Origin of the sequence: Pseudomonas sp. DWP2-2 (genome assembly GCF_049897065.1) — a bacterium.
Taxonomy (GTDB): Bacteria; Pseudomonadota; Gammaproteobacteria; order Pseudomonadales; family Pseudomonadaceae; genus Aquipseudomonas; species Aquipseudomonas paracarnis.
Genome location: NZ_JAFCVN010000002.1, coordinates 429,522 through 446,739, shown reverse-complemented (window position 1 = coordinate 446,739; position 17,218 = coordinate 429,522). Strand labels below are relative to the sequence as shown.

Below are 17,218 nucleotides of genomic sequence, written 5' to 3'. Positions count from 1 at the left end.
ACCGACCCATGACCACACCGACCCTTTGCCCCGCCTGTGGTGCCCGCAACGACTGCTCCCTAGCCGATCCGCGCACTGCCGATCAAGCCTGCTGGTGCTACGGCGTCATCATCGACCCGGCGGTACTTGAAGCCCTGCCGGATGAGTTGCGTAATAAAGCCTGCCTGTGCCCACGCTGCGCCCAGGTGGACGAACAGTTGCGTAACCGCAATGCGCGTTGATCGCTTCCTCAGCAACCTGCCACAGTTCAATCGCAAGCAAGTGCGCCTGTTGCTGGTGGAACGCCGGGTGACCGTTGAAGGGGTTGCGGTCAGCGATCCTCACCATGACGTACGTGAATTCAGCCAGGTCTGCGTTGACGGTGAAATCCTGCAAGCGGGCAAGCCGGCGCGCTATTTCATGCTGCACAAACCCCAGGGTTGCGTCAGCGCCACGTCGGACCCGCAACACTCCACGGTCCTTGACCTGCTGGACGAACCCGACAAAGCCGAACTGCATATCGCCGGGCGCCTGGATTTCAACACCACCGGCCTGATGCTGATCACCAACGACGGCCAATGGTCGCGGCGCCTCACGCAACCGCAGACCAAGTTGCCCAAGGTGTACCACGTGCAAACCGAACAGGACATCGGCCCGCAGTACGCGGTGACGTTCGCGGCGGGCGTGTATTTCGCTTTCGAAGATCTCACCACCCAACCTGCCGAACTTGAACTGCTGGGTCCCAGGACAGCGCGGTTGAGCATCATCGAAGGCCGATATCACCAGGTCAAACGCATGTTCGGTCATTTTGATAACAAGGTGATCGGCCTGCACCGCGAGCGAATGGGGCCCTTAGTGCTCGATGCGTCGCTTGCGCCGGGTCAGTATCGGCCACTGACTGACGAAGAGATCCTAAAAGTCTGACGACCGTTCAGCCGATGATGGCAAAAAACCAGCCGCTCGCCTTGCGACATGCGTTCCGTACTGCTTGAATCAGGGCTTCAGCCAGATAATGACTGATGAGTCGCCTATAACCTCCAAGAAACACCTTGCCTCGCCCGCGCTTGATCCACGGGCCTTCCCGGCAAACCGCCCGCCATAACAACACCCGCCGGCCAGCCGTCATCGGACCGACATGGGCCCTCATTTTCCAGGCGTATGCCTACCTGTCATAAAGCTCGTGCAGAGTGATCTGCGCGCACTACCCGCTTGCCAGGAGTCTTACGACATGAGGCCAGAAATCGCTGTGTTGGATATACAGGGTCAGTATCGGGTGTACACGGAGTTCTATCGCGCGGACGCGGCGGCAAAGACCATCGTCCTGGTCAACGGCTCAATGGCGACCACAGCGTCCTTCGCTCAAACCGTGAAAAGCCTGTACCCGCAATTCAATGTGGTGTTGTACGACCAGCCCTACGCTGGCCGTTCCAAAATCCATAACCGTCATGAGCAGATGCTTACCAAGGAAGTCGAAGGCCAGATCCTCCTTGAACTGCTCGACCACTTCGCCGCTGAACACGTATTGTCCTTCTCCTGGGGCGGGGCCGCCACGTTGGTTGCCCTCGCACAGCGCCCCCGTCGGGTAGAAAAAGCCGTGATCAGCTCATTCTCGCCGGTGATCAATGCGCCGATGCGTGACTACCTCGAACGCGGCGTCGACTACTTGGGCAACCTCGACCGCGACCGCGTCGGCCATCTGGTCAACAGCACCATCGGCAAGCACCTGCCTTCGCTGTTCAAACGCTTCAACTACCGCCATGTCAGCAACCTGGCCGCACACGAATACGGGCAGATGCACTTTCACATCAGCCACGTGCTCAACAGCGACCGGCAGTGCTACCTCAAGGCAGCCAGGCAGATCGATATTCCAGTGCTGTTCTTGAACGGCGAATGGGACGAATACACCAGTGCAGACGACGCCAAGCTGTTTGGCCAGCATGTGGCCAAGAGCAGCTTCAGCACCATTCAGGCGACGGGACACTTCCTGGACATGGAACATAAAGCCGCGTGCCGCGACAGCCGTGAGGCCGTGGTGGGCTTCTTGAAAGGGCAACGGCCCGCAAGCCCGTTACGGTATAGCCAGGGCCAGGCGCAGCATGCATGGGCGCTTTGAAATCAGGCCTGACACTGTGGCGAGCAAGCTCTGTCGCCACACGCAACTCTCACATTTTTCAAAGAAAAACTTCAAATCCAGCTGAACATCTGGTACAAAGTCAGCCGCTCTGAGCGGGTATAGTTTAGTGGCAAAACGAAAGCTTCCCAAGCTTTAGTTGAGGGTTCGATTCCCTCTACCCGCTCCACTCAGATTTGCACTTGCGTCGGGGGTTTCTGGCGGAGGCTGCACAAAAAACCGGTCCTTGGTGACCGGTTTTTTTATGCCTAAAATTTAGTCTCCAGCACTCATCTGCTGCTCGGCTATCTGTTGAATCGCATCGTTGAATACCTGTTGAATCATCCACAGGAAAAAGCTGCTCGGGGTTTCTGGCATTCGCAGCGCGAAAAGTATTACAGCAGGAGCGATAGGTACGCCTAAGCAAAGTCTTACAGGAAGACCGGCAACACCTCACGATAATGTAGGCTCATCGGCCCAGAGTTCGGAAACATGGCAATGCTGGACACCAAAAAAGCCACACCCAAAATCATCCTGTGCCAAGTAGCCGGCTGGGTGTTGGTTTTGCCGCTGCTGGTCTCGTTTGTACGGCTGCCCTTCCCCCTCGGATTATTGCTGGAGTCAGGAGTGATTGCCTCCTCAGCGTATGGCGTGAGGTTTGCCTGGCGTCACGCAACCCCACGCGTGGCTGTGTTCGCTTTGTTTGTCACCCTGCTCAACGTCATTTCTATGGTCATGTTAAGTACAGCGTCCGTACTCAAGGCCCTTTACATTATCGCCTGGCTCTACTGGTACCCCTATTATTCCAACTGGGTTTACTGGAATGTCTAGTTTGGCAAGAATTTGACCGCAAGAAACGTAGTTCCCAGCCCCCTTGGTGGAACTACAGTGGCGTCGTCCCCATCAACGCCCTTCAAGGAAACTGCTCATGGACTACCAATACAAGCTCATGCCTTCCCCTGTCGGTGAACTCACTCTGGTGGCGCGGGATGGCAAACTCAACGCCATCCTCTGGGAAGTAGAACGTGCCAATCGCGTGCGCCTGGGTGAATTGATCGAAGCCGACGACAGCCCAGTGCTCTTGGAAACCGAGCGCCAATTGCAGGAATACTTCACCGGAAAGCGTAACCACTTCGAACTGGAACTGGACTTCACCGGCACTGACTTCCAGAAGCAAGTCTGGCAAGCACTGCTGACCATTCCCTTCGGCGAAACCCGCAGCTATAGCCAGATCGCACAGCAGATCGGCAACCCCAAAGCCGTGCGCGCCGTCGGCGCCGCGAATGGGCGCAACCCCATTTCAATCATTGCGCCATGTCACCGGGTGATCGGCGCCTCCGGCGGACTGACCGGGTTCGCGGGCGGGTTGGCAGCCAAGCAGTATTTACTCGCACTTGAAGGCACAGGCCAGACGGAACTAGCGTTATAGGCGGCATTGACCCATACCCCGTCTGAAACCCGGCATGAAAACGGCGGTGGGAGTCCCCTCCAACCGCCGTTTTTCAGATCGGGCAGCGGCCTCAACCGTCGCCTTGATGGCCCTTACCGTACGTCGACGCCAGGGCCCGGGCTTTTTGCAAGCGCTCTTCAAGCTTGGGTAGCGTCTCATCCACCAGTGCCTTTATCTCTGGCACATCCGACGCCGCGCCTTCTTTCTGGAACAGGGCGATGGCGTCTTCGTTTTCCTTGACCTGCTGCGCGGTATAGGCAGCGTCAAAGGAATCGCCGTCCTTGAGTTCAGGCATCAGGGTTTCGGCTTTATCAACGATCTTCTCCCGTGGGGCCACTGGCAAATCAAGCTTCTTGGCGATCGCCGCCAAGTGCTGGTTGGCCAGCGTGCGCTCGTTGATGACCTCAATGGTGTAGTCCTTGATTTCCTGGGACGAGGTCTTGGCGTGGGCCATGCGACTGGTTTCGATATCGGCCATGCCTTTGGCCGAAGCCTGCTCGATGAATTCTGCAGGCGACTGGGCGAAAGCATTGCTGGCGCCGAGGCCCAGCAGCATCGCGAAACTGGCGGTGCGTAACCGGATAGCCATGCGGCTCATGATGGGTTCCTCCAGGGCAAAAATAGGCGCGGGAGCATACAACCCGCCCTGAATTCGAATTTTCAGGACGGTAAAGGTTTAGAAAAAACTTACCTGGGCGACGAACGGTCGTCGTCGCCTCAGGCCGCTTTGCTGCCGAACAGGCCCGGCAATGCGTGCGCCAGGGCATTGAGGGCGAAGCCGATAAACATCACGCCGCAGAGCTTGGTGATCAGGATTTCATGGCGTTGATACAGCGTGCGCACCCGTTGGGCACCCACCACGCCAATCAGGATCGCGTAGGCCAGCAAGCCACCGATAAAGCTCAACAGAATCAAGGTCGGCAGCATCGACCAAGTCAACAACTCGGCCCGGCTGGACAGCAACGCGGTGAACGTCGCCACGGCGACCGGGTAGGCCTTGGGGTTGGTCAAGCCAAACAGAATACCGTGCCAGAACGGATGGCGCGCCGCGCCCTGAGGGGCATCGCTATTGCGGCGTTGGGTGCGGATCGCACGCCAGCCGAGCCAGAATAAATACACCCCGCTGAGTACGCCGAGCACATCAAACGCACTGCTGCCGACTTCCCGCGCACCAACGATGGCAATCAGCGCCGTGCTGCACCACACCACATCGCCGAGCAAATGACCGCACAAGAATCCTGCCCCGGCACGCCGGCCACGGGCCGCACCGATGCCGAATACGGCCAGGACACCGGGGCCTGGGGTAATGCCGTAGATAAAACCCGACGCCAGCACGGCGAACAGCAAGGATGGGGTCATGGTAGACGCTCCGACAGACGCTTGAGGGTGAACGATTCTGCATGTTTCAGCGCGGTGGGTAAAACTTCATTCCAGCATAGGGCTTGGCACGACAGGCTTGCAGCCGCGAGGCCAGATCGCCGACATGGGCCTCCAGCTTATGGCCGTCAGGGTCGAGAAAATAAAACGATGCGCCTTCACTGCGGTTGTCTCGCCACTCCTGTACGCCGGCGGCGCGCAGGCGTTCGACCAAGGCAGTGAAATCAGCAGCATCGACAGTGAAGGCATAGTGGGTGTAATCCATCGCCGGAGCAGCCGAGCGCAACGGGTCCAGCGACAGGCACAGCCAAAGCCCAGGCAATGAGAGATAGGCACCGTTATCCCAGGTTGCGTCGAGCTGCAGGCGCAGCAGGTCGTGATAGAAACTGACGCTGCGCGGCACATCGGTGACGGCCAGGGTCAGGTGGTTGAAACCGCTGAGCATCTAGGTGTTCTCGCGTTGTCGTGGGTCTGCGGACAATACACCCACCACCCTGCCAATCAACCACTGCAACCCCACATCCCCGCCCCGCCGCGTATGCCAGGCCAGCTCAAAGGCAAACGACGGAATATGAAACGGCGGTGGCACGGCCAGCAATTGCCGAGCGTCAATATTCATCAAACCCCGGGACGACACCGTCAGAATCAGGTCCGTGCCCTGGATCAACTGCGGCGCCACGCTCCAGTGCGGCAGGCTGATCACCACGTGGCGGCGTTCACGAATGGCCGTCAGCGCCCGTTCGATTTCCGGCGTGCCGCTGCCGCGCATCTCCAGCAGCACATGGGGGCGTGACAGGTATGTCGGCAGGTCCAGCACTCCGTTGGGCGCAAGGCTGGTGGGGTCGACCAGGCAGGTGTAATGCTCTTCGAACAGCGGCGTAGTCCGCAGTTCGGCGGGCATGTCGGGGAATACGCCCGCAGCCAGATCGAGATCGCCATTGAGCACACCCTCAACCATGCCTTCGCGGCTGGCCTGGATGATCTGCAAGTCGATACCGGGCGCTTCATGGCGTAGGACGCGAACCAGGCCGGGCAGGAATATCGCCGCGCTGTAGTCCGACATCGCCACGCGAAAGCGGCGCTTGGCCGAGGCGGGATCAAAACGATTCGGCGCCAGTAATGCCTGCACTTGGGCCAGAGCTTCGGTCAATGGCCCCGCCAATTCCAGGGCGCGGGCGGTTGGCACCAGTGTGCCGCCCTGACGCATCAGCAGCGGGTCGCCCAGCATATCGCGCAGCCGCGCCAACGCATGGCTGACCGCCGGCTGGCTCAGGTGCAGGCGCTCGGCGGCGCGGGTGACGTGTTGCTCGCTGAGCAAGGCGTCGAGGATCACCAGCAGGTTCAGGTCGATGCGGCGCAGATCATTCATCAGCTGCATGCCTAGCATAAGAATTTGGAATTTAAATTTGCGCGACGAATACCCTAGAGTCCAGCAAAACCTTTGGGAGCGTCGAGATGACTGTGTTGCATTGGGTAGGTTTGTTAGCGCTGGCGGCGTTCGCCGGCGCGGTGGTGCCGTTTCAGAGTGCGATCAACGCCAACCTCGGGCGCGGGCTCGGCCATCCCTTGTGGGCCACCCTGGCATCGTTGCTGGTGAGCATCATCGTGCTGCTGCCGGTGATTGTGGCGCTACGTTTACCTCTGCCGAACATGGCGTTTATCAGCAAGGCACCGTTGTGGATGTGGGCCGGCGGTGCCTTTGGCGTGTGTTTTATTTCATTGGCGCTGATGCTGCTGCCCAAGCTCGGCGCATCGGGCTTCATCGCGCTGGCCATGGCCGGGCAGATTCTCGCGTCGTTGCTGCTGGACCATTTCGGCCTGTTCGGCCTGGTGGAACGTCAGTTGACAACCTCCCGGGCGTTGGGCGCGTTACTGCTGATCAGCGGCGTTGCGCTAATTCAGTTCAGCGGCGCTCAGCCGCAAGGCGATTGATCTGCGCCTGCTCCACCATGGGCTGCGGCGCGCCTTGGCTGGCCGCCTGCAACATCGCACGGCCGACGGTCTCGGTGCTCACCACCCAATCCGGTTTCAGTCGCCGCACAAACGAAAGCACCGGCCCAAGCACGCTGTAGAAGGATTGGTACAACGGCGTCTTCGAACGCACACCGTGCAACGGCTGGATGATCCCGGGGCGGAACAGATACACCCCCTTGAACGGCAAGCGCAGCAAGGCATTTTCGGTCTTGCCCTTGACCCGCGCCCACATCGACTTGCCGGCTTCGGAACTGTCCGTGCCGGCGCCGGACACATAGATAAAGGTCATCTGCGGATTGAGCCGCGCCAGGGTGCTGGCCGCCACGAGGGTCAGGTCATAGGTGAGGTGGGTATAGCGCGCCTCCTTCATGCCCGCCGACGAAACACCCAGGCAGAAGAAACATGCATCAAAACCCTGCAGCAGGTTTTCCAGGGGGTGGAAATCCAGCATGTCGTTGTGCAACACCTGATGCAGCTTGTCGTGCTCTTGGGTCAAGGGCGTGCGGCCGACGGCCACTACTTCCTGCACATCGGCCGCCAGCAGGCACTCGCGCAGCACACCCTGGCCCACCATGCCGGTGGCGCCGAATAACAGAACTCTCATGAAGGGACCTCAGCGGCACGCCGCACGCTTGATGCTTGAATGCATTGAGCGTGTAGCTTACCGCGTGCTGCCAAAGGCTGCCCCTATCAAAAAGCGCTACGAAAGATCTCCTCAATCTGACGCTGGTCCGCCCGCCGTGGGTTGGTCAGCCCGCAGGCATCTTTCAACGCATTGCTGGCCAGCAACGGAATGTCCTGCAACTTAGCGCCAAGCTCACGCAAGCCCGCAGGGATTTCCACGTCCTGGGACAACCGACGAATCGCCGCGATGGCAGCCTGGGCGCCCTCCTCGGCGGTGATGCCCTTGATATCTGCACCAAGGGCCCGGCCCACGTCGCTCAGGCGTTTGGCGCAGACACTGGCATTGAAGCTTTGTACATGGGGCAATAGCACCGCGTTGCACACGCCATGGGGCAGGTCGTACAAGCCGCCCAATTGGTGGGCCATGGCATGCACGAAACCCAGGGACGCATTGTTGAAGGCCATGCCAGCGAGGAATTGCGCGTAGGCCATGTTTTCCCGTGCGGCCTTGTCAGTGCCGTCGCGCACCGCCAGGCGCAGGTTGGCGCTGATCAATTCGATGGCCTTGATCGCGCAGGCGTCGGTGATCGGTGTCGCAGCGGTGGACACGTAGGCTTCGATGGCGTGGGTCAGCGCATCCATGCCCGTGGCGGCGGTGAGGCCCTGGGGCATGCCGACCATCAGGGCCGGGTCGTTGACCGACAGCAACGGCGTGACATTGCGGTCGACGATGGCCATTTTTACGTGGCGGCTTTCGTCGGTGATGATACAAAAACGCGTCATCTCGCTGGCCGTGCCAGCGGTGGTATTGATGGCTACCAGCGGCAGTTGCGGCTTGCTCGATCGGTCCACGCCTTCATAGTCGCCGATACGCCCACCGTTGGTGGCGCACAGGGCAATGCCCTTGGCGCAGTCATGGGGCGAACCGCCGCCCAGGGACACGACGAAATCACAGGCGCTCTGTTGCAGTAACGCCAGGCCTTTTTCGACGTTTTCCACGCTGGGGTTGGGCTTGGCGCCGTCGTAGATCACCGAGTCGATATCCTGCATCGCCAGCTTCTCGGCGATCATGCCGGCCACACCGGCTTTGGCCAGGCCGACGTCGGTGACGATCAACGCTTTGCCGAAGCCGTAGTTGCGGATGGCGGTCATCGCTTCGTCGAGGCAATCGATGCCCATGATGTTGACGGCGGGGATGAAGAACGTGCTGCTCATGATCAATCCTCAAAGGCTTTATGCCGACAGAATCAACCTGTACCGCGTGGCGCATCTTGATCAGGATCAATGCCGGCTCGTGATAAAGTCACCCCCCAGCCGATTTCGAGTAGACCCGCCGCAATGAAGGATTTCCAGGATATTGACGCCCACCTTGAAGACTGGAGTGCCCTGCGCGCTGCCGTCGACTTCAGCGGGATTCTGATCGGCAACGGCGCCAGCCGCACGATCTGGGAAGACTTTGCCTACGACTCGCTGTTCGAAAACGCCCGTACCGTCGAAGAAAAACCCCTGAGCGCCTCCGAGCTCAGCGTGTTCGACGCCTTGCAAACCCGCAGTTTCGAGCAAGCCCTGGGCGCCTTGAAAACCACCAGCCGGGTCAACAAGGCCCTGGCGGTCAGCTCGGCGGCGCCGCGTAACCGTTACTACGCGATCAAGGAAGCACTGATCAACACCATCCATGCCGTGCACATTCCCTGGCGCCTGGTGCAACCGTCGACGCTGGCGACGATCAACGCGGAGCTGGCCACCTACGCCACCGTATTCACCAGTAACTACGATTTGCTCAACTACTGGGCGACCCTGCACGCACCGGGTATCGACGACCTGTTTCGCAGCGCCGACTCAAGCTTCGACCTGCGCAATACGCGCACCGACATCACCCGCATCCTGTACCTGCACGGAGGCCTGCACCTGGTGCGCAACCTCGACGGCACGGCGCGCAAATTGCCGTCCACCGACAGCACCCTGCTCAGCAGTTTTGCCATCAACAACACGATCAAGACCCTCGACGATGTGCCGCTGTTTGTCAGTGAAGGCAAGGTGGAGGAGAAACTCAAAAGTATCCGCAGTTCGGATTATCTGTCGTTCTGTTATGAACAGCTGTTGAGCCATGAAGGCGCGCTGTGCATCTTCGGGCATGACTTGGGGCCGCAGGATAAACACCTGGTAGAAGCTATCGGCCAGGCCCGCATCAGCACCCTGGCGATCTCGGTGTCGGGGCGCAGTGATGGGTTTGTTCGTCAGCAGAAGCGGCGGTATATGGAGCTGTTCGAGGGCTCTAATGTGGAACTGAGGTTCTTTACCGCGCGTACGCACCCACTGGGCAATCCGGCATTGTCCGTCCCTGTAGAACGCTGAGCAAAATGTGGGAGCTGGCTTGCCTGCGATGGCGGTGGGTCAGCGACAGATTGGGCACCGATAAACCGCTATCGCAGGCAAGCCAGCTCCCACATTGAATGCATTTCAAGTCGGGCTCAGTCTCACTCCTCAGCGCTGTGCACCACCACCAGCAACTGCGCCTGCACCTCTCCCACCGAGCGAATCCGGTGGGGTTTCTGCGCGTTGAAATGCAGCGCATCACCGCGCGCCAACAGCACGCGCTCGTTCATGAAATCCACCTCAACCTGGCCTTCATGCACGAATAAAAACTCCTCCCCCAGGTGCTCCTTGAAGGTCTTGTCGGTGAACTCCGCCGGCGGATAAATGATGAACGGCAGCAGGCTGCGCTCGCTGACTTGGTGGGCCAGCACCGCATAACCCGGCGATGTGTCGGGCCGCTCATGGCTACGCACCAGGCTGTAGCTGTCGAGGCTGACGTTGTCTTCGCTGAACAGTTCTTCGACCTTCACGTTCAACGCCTTGGCAAGTTTCAACGCCGCAGCGATGGATGGCGTATTAAGCCCGCGTTCGACTTTCGACAGGTAACTCTTGGTCATCCCGGATTTTTCGGCCAAGGCCTCCAGGGTCACGCCAAGTTTTTTTCTTAATATTTTCAAGCGGATAGACATGTGCTGCGGTTAATCCCTGCAGAAAGCGATGAGACAGGCTTGCCAATGACACAAAGTGTCATATAGCATCTTTAGTGTCATTTGCATTCACCCAACGACCTTGCGAGCAGCGGGCGACCAGCAAATCCGACGTCCATTGAACCACCCAAAGGACACCGATATGGCCAAGACATTAGCACTCCCAAAAGACCAACTGGTCAAGCAAGCACTGAGCCAGATGCAAAACAGCCTGGCAGATAATACGTGGACCGACCGGCAAAAGCTGGCGCTGACCTGCCGAATCCTGTTCGAGTACGGCCACGACTCTGGCCTGGCCGGGCAGATCACCGCACGTGGGCCGACGCCCGGCACCTACTACACCCAGCAACTGGGCCTGGGTTTTGACGAAATCACGGCCAGCAATCTGTTGCTGGTCAACGAAGACCTCGAAGTACTGGAAGGCCATGGCATTCCCAACCCCGCCAACCGTTTTCACACCTGGGTGTACCGCGGCCGCCCGGATGTAAACTGCATCATCCACACACACCCCACGCACATTGCCGCGCTGTCGATGCTGGAAGTGCCGTTGCAGGTGTCGCACATGGACCTATGCCCGCTGTACGAAGACTGCGCGTTCCTGGAGGCCTGGCCCGGCGTGCCGGTGGGCAATGAAGAAGGGGAAATCATCACCGCGGCCCTGGGCGACAAGCGCGCCATTCTGCTCTCGCACCACGGCCAGTTGTCCACCGGGGCCAGCATCGAAGAAGCCTGCGTGATTGCGCAGTTGATCGAACGGGCTGCCAAGTTGCAGTTGCTGGCGATGTCTGCTGGTACCGTCAAACCGATCCTGCCGGAGCTGGGGCGCGAGGCCCACGACTGGATCTCCAAACCCAAACGCCACGGCGCCGCGTTCAACTATTACGCCCGGCAAAACCTGCGCAAGCACGCCGATTGCCTGAACTGATTGCCCCCCTTTTCGACCGGAGTTTCCCCCATGTCCAACCCAACCATTCACGGCATCATCGGCTACACCATCACGCCCTTCAGCGCCGACGGCCAGCGCGTTGACCTCGACGCCCTCGGGCGCTCCATCGACCGCTTGATCAACAGCGGCGTCCACGCCATTGCGCCCTTGGGCAGCACGGGCGAAGGCGCTTACCTGAGCGATGCCGAGTGGGATGAAGTCAGCGCCTACAGCATCAAGAAAGTCGCCAAGCGCGTGCCGACCATTGTCAGCGTGTCCGACCTGACCACCGCCAAGGCCGTGCGCCGCGCCCGCTACGCCGAAGAGCACGGCGCCGATGTGGTCATGGTGCTGCCGGCCTCGTACTGGAAACTCAGTGACGCGGAAATCCTCGCTCACTACGCCGCCATCGGCGACAGCATCGGCGTGCCGATCATGCTTTACAACAACCCGGCCACCAGCGGCACCGACATGTCGGTGGAGCTGATCCTGCGTATCTTCAAGCAGGTCGAGAACGTGACCATGGTCAAGGAGAGCACTGGCGACATCCAGCGCATGCACCAGTTGAAACTGCAGAGTGACGTGCCGTTCTACAACGGTTGCAACCCGCTGGCGCTGGAAGCCTTCGCGGCTGGCGCCAAAGGCTGGTGCACCGCGGCGCCGAACCTGATCCCGCAACTGAACCTGAGCTTGTATCAGGCCGTACTGGCCGATGATTTGAACAAGGCGCGGGAGCTGTTCTACCGACAGTTGCCCTTGCTGCAATTCATCCTCAAAGGCGGGCTGCCGGCGACGATCAAGGCCGGGTTGCGCTTGACCGGGTTGGAGGTGGGTAATCCGCGCTTGCCGGTGTTCCCGTTGGGTGAGGCAGGGATCGGACAGCTCAAAGCGTTGCTGTCATCGGTATAAAAACGCCCGGCTCTCGCGAGCCGGGTGCAGGTCTTCTTGCACAACTGTCAGGTCTTGTCCTTGATAGTGACACTGGGACCATTGGTCTTGACGCTGGCAATGCCATTGTCTCGTGCGGCTGTAGAGGTGTACTGCTCACTGCTGCCGATCACTTGATGATTGGCCGCCTTGAGGTTGAAGAACGGTTGGCCGTTGCTGGCCACTTTTTTCTCATAACGTTCATCATGTGGGCTGTTTGTCTGCACTGAAGCAATGCCGGCTTCAGTAGCACCGCGGGTGGTGTAAAGCTCGCTGGTCAATATGGTTTCTGCGTTCGCCGCCTTAAGCACGAAACGAAACTGCCCGTTACTGCTTTTACTCAACTCATACCATCCAGCCATGACTTTCTCCTTTGAGTGGGATATCGCTCCCAAACTTGTAGGATTAAAGGCCATGCCCCAATTTTTTCCAGCCAAACACGGGAGATCTATTTAGCTGGAGACAAATGACAATAATTCTCGATATCATTCGCGACTTTTCCACGTCGTACTTCGTCAAGAAGGGTATCCATGTCTCGTCCCCAGCCCGACCCGTCGGCGGCCGATGCCTGTCGCGGGTTTTATGCAGACATTCTGTATTTCCTGCGTAAACGCACGGACAACGCCAGCGACGCGGCGGACATGGCCCAGGATGTATTTACCCAATGGCTGGGCTACCGCGACCGTGCCAAGGTCGAGCAGCCACGAGCGTTTCTGTTCCAGATGGCGCGCAACCTGCTGCGCGATCACTGGCGCAAACAGAAGGTACGGCAAACCGTCCACCCTGATCACGCCGAAATGGATGCCGAGCCGGTCACCGACGAGCACAACGACCCCATGGCCGCCGCCCTTCGCCTGCAACGCCTGGAACAGTTGAAAGAAGTCCTTGCCGAACTCTCGCCGCGCCGACGAGAAGCCCTTATGCTGCACCGCTTCGAAGGCTTGAGCCAGGCGCAGATAGCAACGCGCATGGGCATCTCCACCAGCATGGTGGAAAAGCACATCGCCTTTGCCCTGCTGCACTGCAAGCGCCGCCTTCAACCCGCCCCCGGCACGGAGCAGCCAGAATGAACCGCCCGAGCGACACAGACGCGCTGGACAGCCAAGCGAGCGATTGCATCGACGCCCAAGCCGCCAGTTGGTTTGCACGCAACCGCAACGAAGCAAGCCGCGCCGACCGTAAAGCCTTTGCCGACTGGCAGGCGGTGCCCGCGCATGCGCGCGCCTATGCCGAATTCGAACAGCTGTGGGCCGACCTCGCCCAGTTGCAACAACTGAACAAACCGTTGGCACTGCCCAAGCGCAAGCCCAGCCTTTGGCGCCCTGCCCTGGCGATGGCCGCCGCCCTGCTCTGCGCCGTGCTGGCGACCTCTATCGGCGCACCGCGCGAGCTGTATCACAACCAGGTTGCCACCCATGCCAAGGGCGTGCGCACTTTGAATCTGCCAGATGGCAGTACCTTGTATGTGAATGCCAACACCCATATCCGCGTGGACTTCAGCGCCCATCAACGGGTGCTGCATCTGGACAAAGGCCAGCTGTACATCGAAGTGGCCGCCGACAAGGAACGCCCCCTCTACGTGCAGGCCGGCGAGTCGAGCGTACGGGTGGTGGGCACGGCTTTCGATGTGCGCCGTGGGCAGCAGCAATTGGTGGTCAGCGTTGCCCATGGCCAGGTCGCTTTCGCGCCAAATGGCGAAAGCCCCGTCACCCTGCTCGACGCCCAGCAACGGGCCTCATACAACTACGCCAAAGGCACCGTGCAATCGCAAAGCCTCAGCGCCGAAGAGATCGCCGATTGGCGCAGCGGGCATTTGTCGTTTCGCAATCGAGAGCTGGCCAGCCTGATCGACGAACTTAGCCTCTACCGTCCACAAACGCCGTTGCAGGTCAGCAAGGCCGTCGCGCAGCTCAAGGTGTCGGGCAACCTTGATGTGAGCGACCCGGACGCCCTGCTCAACGCCTTGCCCGCGCTGTTGCCAGTGAAAACCGTGCTCTCGGCGGATGGCATCATGAGAATCGAGCCGAGCAAATAAACGGCAGAAACCACACATGAGAATATTTTGCATTCGCATGTGTGGTTTTTTTTGCCTGCCCCGTCTTCCTCCTGTCTGTGTTTGATACGCACACCTTTTTGGCTATTTAGCCGCTCCGGGGGATTTCATGTTTCGCGCGCCTTGCCACGCTTCGCACCTGTTTCTTCGACCGACACTCATGGCTACGTGCCTGGCCTTGAGCCTCAGCGCCGAAGCCGAGTCGCTCAAGCTGCACCTGCCGGCCCAGTCGCTGGCCACGTCCCTGAGCCAGGTGGCCCAGCAAGCGAAAATCCAGCTGCTGTTCGATGAAACCCTGCTCAAGAACGTGCAGGCCCCAGCGCTTGACGGTAACTACACCCCGGAAGTGGCCATCCGTTCCCTGCTCAAAAACGGTGAGCTCAACCTGATCAAGGTCGGCAGTACCTATGTGGTGCGCCCCGACGAGGGCAAAACCACCACCGGTGGCGCGATCCAGTTGGACACCCTGAGCGTGATCGGTACTGGCAATGAGGTAAACGCCAGCACCGTCAACCGCTCCACCCTGACCCAGGCCGACATCGACCGTTACCAGTCCAATAACATTCCCAGCCTGTTGCAGACCTTGCCCGGTGTCAGCCAGGGCGGCTCGCTGAAGCCCGGCGGCCAGACCATCAACATCCGTGGTTTCGGCGATGCCGAAGACGTGCCGCTGACCGTTGACGGTGCCACCAAGACAGGCTTTGAGCGTTACCAGCAAGGCACGGTGTTTATCGAGCCCGAGCTGATCAAGCGCATTGAAGTGGAAAAAGGCCCCAACTCGCCGTTCACCGGTAATGGCGGCTTCGGCGGCACGGTCAACATGGTCACCAAGGACGCCCCGGACCTGCTCAAGGACGGCCGCAACAGCGGTGCGATGCTCAAATATGGCTACTCCAGCAACGACCATGAACAGGTCTACAGCAGTGCCGTCTATGGCCGTACCGACGACGGCCGTTTCGATGCGCTGGCCTACCTGACCCAACGCGACGGCGGCGATATGAAGGTGGCCGCCAAATTGCCCAACGACAACAATGAGTACCCGATCAACCCCCAGCGCCTGCCCAACAGCGCCCAGGATGTGGACGGCAAGCTGTTCAAGGTCAACGCGCACTTTACCGATGAGCACAGTGTCGGGCTGTCATACTCGCGCTCCCACAGCAACCGCTGGACCCCGTTTTCCGCCGCCAGTTACCCAACGCCACCGACCCAGTTCAACATCGACCGCTACGGCTACGAAGGCGCGTTGAAGCGCTTCCTCGCCCACCGTGACACGGTCGACACCACCTGGTCGGGCAAGTATGAATACCAGCCGCTGGACAACCCGCTGGTGGACTTGACCATCAAGTACTCCCAGTCCAACACCGAGCAGACCGATGAGCGTGACGCCACGGCGTTTTTCCAGTTGGCCACCGGCGGGCGCAAGATGGACACCGCCTACACCGACAAGCTCCTGGATATCCGTAACGTCAGCCTGTTTGAAACCGGCCCCTTGCAGCATGCCGTGACGGTCGGCGGGCAAATCCGCAAGCACACCCGCGAAACCGAGATGTGGATGCCCGGCGCCACCTACAACACGCCGCGCTACAACTACGGGCACTTTCAGCCGGGCTTTATGCCCCACGGCAAAGTCGATACCAACAGCTTCTTTATCCAGGACGCGGTGACGTTGGGCGACGTGACGATCACGCCGTCGCTGCGCTATGACCATGTGCGCAACCGCGGCGAAGGCAACGATGCGCCCTACTACAACAACCCGGCAGTGGGTCACGACTACAGCGACCGCACCTACACTGGCTGGTCGCCACGCCTGGCGCTATTCTGGACCGTGACGCCGAGTGTGGGGCTGTTCGCCAACTGGAGCCAGACCTGGCGCGCCCCGGTGATCGACGAACAATACGAAGTGCAGGGCGTGGGCAGTCGCACCGCCACCAGCGTCGACCTGGACCCGGAGCGCATCACCTCGATCACCCTGGGCAACATCACCAGCTTCGATAACCTGCTCGCCCAGGACGACAACTTGCAACTGCGCACCACCCTGTTTCACAACAAAGTCGAAGACGAGATCTTCAAGGCCACCGGCGTGGGTTGCCAGAACCAGGCTGTCAATGGCGGCAGCATCGCTTCAGCTTGCCCGCCTGGGCCGATGTCCAACTACCGCAATATCGGCAGCCTGACCATCAAGGGCGTTGAGCTCGAATCGATCTACAACTCCACCTACCTGTTTGGCTCGGTGTCGTTCGCCTATGCCAAGGGCCAGCACCAAGGCGCCTACACCAATCCCTGGGGCCCGGACGTGGCCGCGCGGGATATTCCGCCGACCAAATGGGTGCTGGTACTGGGCACTCACATCCCGGCCTGGGATGCCCAGGTGGGCTGGATGGGCCAATTCATCGGCGCCACCGACCGCCTGCCCAGCGACAAATACTCGGGCGGCCCGGGCTCCAGCATCGGCGATGTGTTCTACGACCAGTACGGCAACAAGCGCTACAACACCCAGGGCCTGTTCGCCAAATGGACACCGCAGCAGGCATATCTCAAAGGCACCGAGGTGAACTTCACGGTGGACAACCTGTTCAACAAAAACTTCCGCCCGGCCTTGAGCGGCGACCGGGCGTACACCAAGGGGCGTGATGCGAAGATCAGCGTGACGCGGTTCTTCTAAGCACACACGCATTCCAAATGTGTGTGTGGCTTGCCTGCGATAGCCATAGGTATCTACACAACTGTGCAGTTCGCCGCAGCCACCGGTAACCACGATGCGAAGCGAGCCGCTCTT

The 17,218-nt window shown here is 59.9% G+C and carries 20 protein-coding genes and 1 tRNA gene; 13 read left to right on the top strand and 8 right to left on the bottom strand.

Annotated features, from left to right (window positions below; genetic code table 11):
* The first annotated feature begins 8 nt into the window (after window positions 1-8).
* From ACP7CZ_RS06035 to ACP7CZ_RS06010, 6 genes are all read left to right on the top strand, one after another.
* Window positions 9-221, top strand: coding sequence for a cysteine-rich CWC family protein (locus tag ACP7CZ_RS06035; RefSeq protein ID WP_089041245.1), 213 nt, complete (start codon window positions 9-11; stop codon window positions 219-221).
* Window positions 211-903 (top strand): pseudouridine synthase, encoded by a 693-nt coding sequence (locus ACP7CZ_RS06030; protein ID WP_054897621.1) that lies wholly within the window; start codon window positions 211-213, stop codon window positions 901-903. Before ACP7CZ_RS06035 ends, ACP7CZ_RS06030 begins: the two co-directional genes overlap by 11 nt.
* A 304-nt stretch (window positions 904-1,207) precedes the next feature.
* Window positions 1,208-2,092 carry an alpha/beta fold hydrolase gene (locus ACP7CZ_RS06025; RefSeq protein ID WP_054897622.1) on the top strand — a complete coding sequence of 295 codons (885 nt, stop codon included), beginning with the start codon at window positions 1,208-1,210 and terminating at the stop codon, window positions 2,090-2,092.
* Window positions 2,093-2,205: 113 nt separating this feature from the next.
* Window positions 2,206-2,279: transfer RNA gene (locus ACP7CZ_RS06020), tRNA-Gly, on the top strand.
* A gap of 308 nt (window positions 2,280-2,587) precedes the next feature.
* Window positions 2,588-2,920, top strand: a complete 333-nt coding sequence (locus ACP7CZ_RS06015) for a hypothetical protein (RefSeq protein ID WP_054898755.1) — start codon at window positions 2,588-2,590, stop codon at window positions 2,918-2,920.
* Window positions 2,921-3,017: 97 nt separating this feature from the next.
* Complete coding sequence (locus ACP7CZ_RS06010; protein ID WP_034126552.1) at window positions 3,018-3,518, top strand: methylated-DNA--[protein]-cysteine S-methyltransferase; 501 nt, start codon at window positions 3,018-3,020, stop codon at window positions 3,516-3,518.
* Between the two features lie 91 nt (window positions 3,519-3,609).
* Here the strand turns inward: ACP7CZ_RS06010 and ACP7CZ_RS06005 are convergent, their stop codons facing one another.
* From ACP7CZ_RS06005 to ACP7CZ_RS05990, 4 genes are all read right to left on the bottom strand, one after another.
* A complete protein-coding gene (locus ACP7CZ_RS06005; RefSeq protein ID WP_003189402.1) occupies window positions 3,610-4,137 on the bottom strand; it encodes a DUF4142 domain-containing protein in 528 nt (175 codons plus the stop codon).
* Between the two features lie 119 nt (window positions 4,138-4,256).
* Complete coding sequence (locus ACP7CZ_RS06000; RefSeq protein ID WP_034126551.1) at window positions 4,257-4,898, bottom strand: LysE family translocator; 642 nt, start codon at window positions 4,896-4,898, stop codon at window positions 4,257-4,259.
* A 46-nt stretch (window positions 4,899-4,944) separates the two neighbouring features.
* On the bottom strand, window positions 4,945-5,361 hold the full coding sequence (gene fos, locus ACP7CZ_RS05995; RefSeq protein WP_054898736.1) for a fosfomycin resistance glutathione transferase: 417 nt from the start codon (window positions 5,359-5,361) through the stop codon (window positions 4,945-4,947).
* On the bottom strand, window positions 5,362-6,294 hold the full coding sequence (locus ACP7CZ_RS05990) for a LysR family transcriptional regulator (protein WP_426173886.1): 933 nt from the start codon (window positions 6,292-6,294) through the stop codon (window positions 5,362-5,364). It lies immediately after the preceding gene.
* A 77-nt stretch (window positions 6,295-6,371) separates the two neighbouring features.
* Between ACP7CZ_RS05990 and ACP7CZ_RS05985 the strand changes: the two genes are divergently transcribed.
* The gene (locus ACP7CZ_RS05985) at window positions 6,372-6,848 is read left to right on the top strand and encodes a DMT family transporter (protein ID WP_054898734.1); all 477 of its coding nucleotides are present in this window, start codon (window positions 6,372-6,374) and stop codon (window positions 6,846-6,848) included.
* Here the strand turns inward: ACP7CZ_RS05985 and ACP7CZ_RS05980 are convergent.
* Together ACP7CZ_RS05980 and yiaY are read right to left on the bottom strand one after the other, a co-directional pair.
* Window positions 6,820-7,494: an NAD(P)H-binding protein gene (locus ACP7CZ_RS05980; RefSeq protein WP_054898733.1), complete on the bottom strand. Its 675-nt coding sequence runs from the start codon at window positions 7,492-7,494 to the stop codon at window positions 6,820-6,822. The genes ACP7CZ_RS05985 and ACP7CZ_RS05980 overlap by 29 nt on opposite strands.
* 86 nt (window positions 7,495-7,580) lie before the next feature.
* Entirely contained in the window at window positions 7,581-8,729 is a 1,149-nt protein-coding gene (gene yiaY, locus ACP7CZ_RS05975; RefSeq protein WP_034126546.1) for an L-threonine dehydrogenase, read from the bottom strand.
* Window positions 8,730-8,852: 123 nt separating this feature from the next.
* Here yiaY and ACP7CZ_RS05970 point away from each other — a divergent pair, with 123 nt between their 5' ends.
* Window positions 8,853-9,869 (top strand): DUF4917 family protein, encoded by a 1,017-nt coding sequence (locus ACP7CZ_RS05970; RefSeq protein ID WP_054898732.1) that lies wholly within the window; start codon window positions 8,853-8,855, stop codon window positions 9,867-9,869.
* 122 nt (window positions 9,870-9,991) lie between these two features.
* On the opposite strand, the gene ACP7CZ_RS05965 is transcribed toward ACP7CZ_RS05970, so the two are convergent.
* Entirely contained in the window at window positions 9,992-10,519 is a 528-nt protein-coding gene (locus ACP7CZ_RS05965; RefSeq protein ID WP_054898731.1) for a helix-turn-helix domain-containing protein, read from the bottom strand.
* Window positions 10,520-10,679: 160 nt separating this feature from the next.
* Between ACP7CZ_RS05965 and ACP7CZ_RS05960 the strand changes: the two genes are divergently transcribed.
* Both ACP7CZ_RS05960 and ACP7CZ_RS05955 read left to right on the top strand, forming a co-directional pair.
* A complete protein-coding gene (locus ACP7CZ_RS05960; RefSeq protein WP_034126544.1) occupies window positions 10,680-11,462 on the top strand; it encodes an aldolase in 783 nt (260 codons plus the stop codon).
* Between the two features lie 30 nt (window positions 11,463-11,492).
* Entirely contained in the window at window positions 11,493-12,371 is an 879-nt protein-coding gene (locus tag ACP7CZ_RS05955) for a dihydrodipicolinate synthase family protein (protein WP_072446839.1), read from the top strand.
* Between the two features lie 47 nt (window positions 12,372-12,418).
* Here ACP7CZ_RS05955 and ACP7CZ_RS05950 read toward each other — a convergent pair whose 3' ends face one another.
* Window positions 12,419-12,751: a YegP family protein gene (locus ACP7CZ_RS05950; RefSeq protein ID WP_034126542.1), complete on the bottom strand. Its 333-nt coding sequence runs from the start codon at window positions 12,749-12,751 to the stop codon at window positions 12,419-12,421.
* Between the two features lie 168 nt (window positions 12,752-12,919).
* On the opposite strand from ACP7CZ_RS05950, the gene ACP7CZ_RS05945 reads away from it, so the two are divergent.
* From ACP7CZ_RS05945 to ACP7CZ_RS05935, 3 genes are all read left to right on the top strand, one after another.
* Window positions 12,920-13,459 carry an RNA polymerase sigma factor gene (locus ACP7CZ_RS05945; protein ID WP_034126541.1) on the top strand — a complete coding sequence of 180 codons (540 nt, stop codon included), beginning with the start codon at window positions 12,920-12,922 and terminating at the stop codon, window positions 13,457-13,459.
* Window positions 13,456-14,424: a FecR family protein gene (locus ACP7CZ_RS05940; protein ID WP_054898729.1), complete on the top strand. Its 969-nt coding sequence runs from the start codon at window positions 13,456-13,458 to the stop codon at window positions 14,422-14,424. Before ACP7CZ_RS05945 ends, ACP7CZ_RS05940 begins: the two co-directional genes overlap by 4 nt.
* 127 nt (window positions 14,425-14,551) lie before the next feature.
* On the top strand, window positions 14,552-17,104 hold the full coding sequence (locus ACP7CZ_RS05935; protein WP_294154361.1) for a TonB-dependent receptor: 2,553 nt from the start codon (window positions 14,552-14,554) through the stop codon (window positions 17,102-17,104).
* Window positions 17,105-17,218: the final 114 nt, after the last annotated feature.

What these genes read in the sequence shown, in the direction of transcription:
- ACP7CZ_RS06035 (WP_089041245.1), top strand. Translation starts at nt 9, where the DNA reads ATGACCACACCGACCCTTTGCCCCGCCTGTGGTGCCCGCAACGACTGC.
- ACP7CZ_RS06030 (WP_054897621.1), top strand. Translation starts at nt 211, where the DNA reads ATGCGCGTTGATCGCTTCCTCAGCAACCTGCCACAGTTCAATCGCAAG.
- ACP7CZ_RS06025 (WP_054897622.1), top strand. Translation starts at nt 1,208, where the DNA reads ATGAGGCCAGAAATCGCTGTGTTGGATATACAGGGTCAGTATCGGGTG.
- ACP7CZ_RS06015 (WP_054898755.1), top strand. Translation starts at nt 2,588, where the DNA reads ATGCTGGACACCAAAAAAGCCACACCCAAAATCATCCTGTGCCAAGTA.
- ACP7CZ_RS06010 (WP_034126552.1), top strand. Translation starts at nt 3,018, where the DNA reads ATGGACTACCAATACAAGCTCATGCCTTCCCCTGTCGGTGAACTCACT.
- ACP7CZ_RS06005 (WP_003189402.1), bottom strand. Translation starts at nt 4,137, where the DNA reads ATGAGCCGCATGGCTATCCGGTTACGCACCGCCAGTTTCGCGATGCTG.
- ACP7CZ_RS06000 (WP_034126551.1), bottom strand. Translation starts at nt 4,898, where the DNA reads ATGACCCCATCCTTGCTGTTCGCCGTGCTGGCGTCGGGTTTTATCTAC.
- fos (WP_054898736.1), bottom strand. Translation starts at nt 5,361, where the DNA reads ATGCTCAGCGGTTTCAACCACCTGACCCTGGCCGTCACCGATGTGCCG.
- ACP7CZ_RS05990 (WP_426173886.1), bottom strand. Translation starts at nt 6,294, where the DNA reads ATGCAGCTGATGAATGATCTGCGCCGCATCGACCTGAACCTGCTGGTG.
- ACP7CZ_RS05985 (WP_054898734.1), top strand. Translation starts at nt 6,372, where the DNA reads ATGACTGTGTTGCATTGGGTAGGTTTGTTAGCGCTGGCGGCGTTCGCC.
- ACP7CZ_RS05980 (WP_054898733.1), bottom strand. Translation starts at nt 7,494, where the DNA reads ATGAGAGTTCTGTTATTCGGCGCCACCGGCATGGTGGGCCAGGGTGTG.
- yiaY (WP_034126546.1), bottom strand. Translation starts at nt 8,729, where the DNA reads ATGAGCAGCACGTTCTTCATCCCCGCCGTCAACATCATGGGCATCGAT.
- ACP7CZ_RS05970 (WP_054898732.1), top strand. Translation starts at nt 8,853, where the DNA reads ATGAAGGATTTCCAGGATATTGACGCCCACCTTGAAGACTGGAGTGCC.
- ACP7CZ_RS05965 (WP_054898731.1), bottom strand. Translation starts at nt 10,519, where the DNA reads ATGTCTATCCGCTTGAAAATATTAAGAAAAAAACTTGGCGTGACCCTG.
- ACP7CZ_RS05960 (WP_034126544.1), top strand. Translation starts at nt 10,680, where the DNA reads ATGGCCAAGACATTAGCACTCCCAAAAGACCAACTGGTCAAGCAAGCA.
- ACP7CZ_RS05955 (WP_072446839.1), top strand. Translation starts at nt 11,493, where the DNA reads ATGTCCAACCCAACCATTCACGGCATCATCGGCTACACCATCACGCCC.
- ACP7CZ_RS05950 (WP_034126542.1), bottom strand. Translation starts at nt 12,751, where the DNA reads ATGGCTGGATGGTATGAGTTGAGTAAAAGCAGTAACGGGCAGTTTCGT.
- ACP7CZ_RS05945 (WP_034126541.1), top strand. Translation starts at nt 12,920, where the DNA reads ATGTCTCGTCCCCAGCCCGACCCGTCGGCGGCCGATGCCTGTCGCGGG.
- ACP7CZ_RS05940 (WP_054898729.1), top strand. Translation starts at nt 13,456, where the DNA reads ATGAACCGCCCGAGCGACACAGACGCGCTGGACAGCCAAGCGAGCGAT.
- ACP7CZ_RS05935 (WP_294154361.1), top strand. Translation starts at nt 14,552, where the DNA reads ATGTTTCGCGCGCCTTGCCACGCTTCGCACCTGTTTCTTCGACCGACA.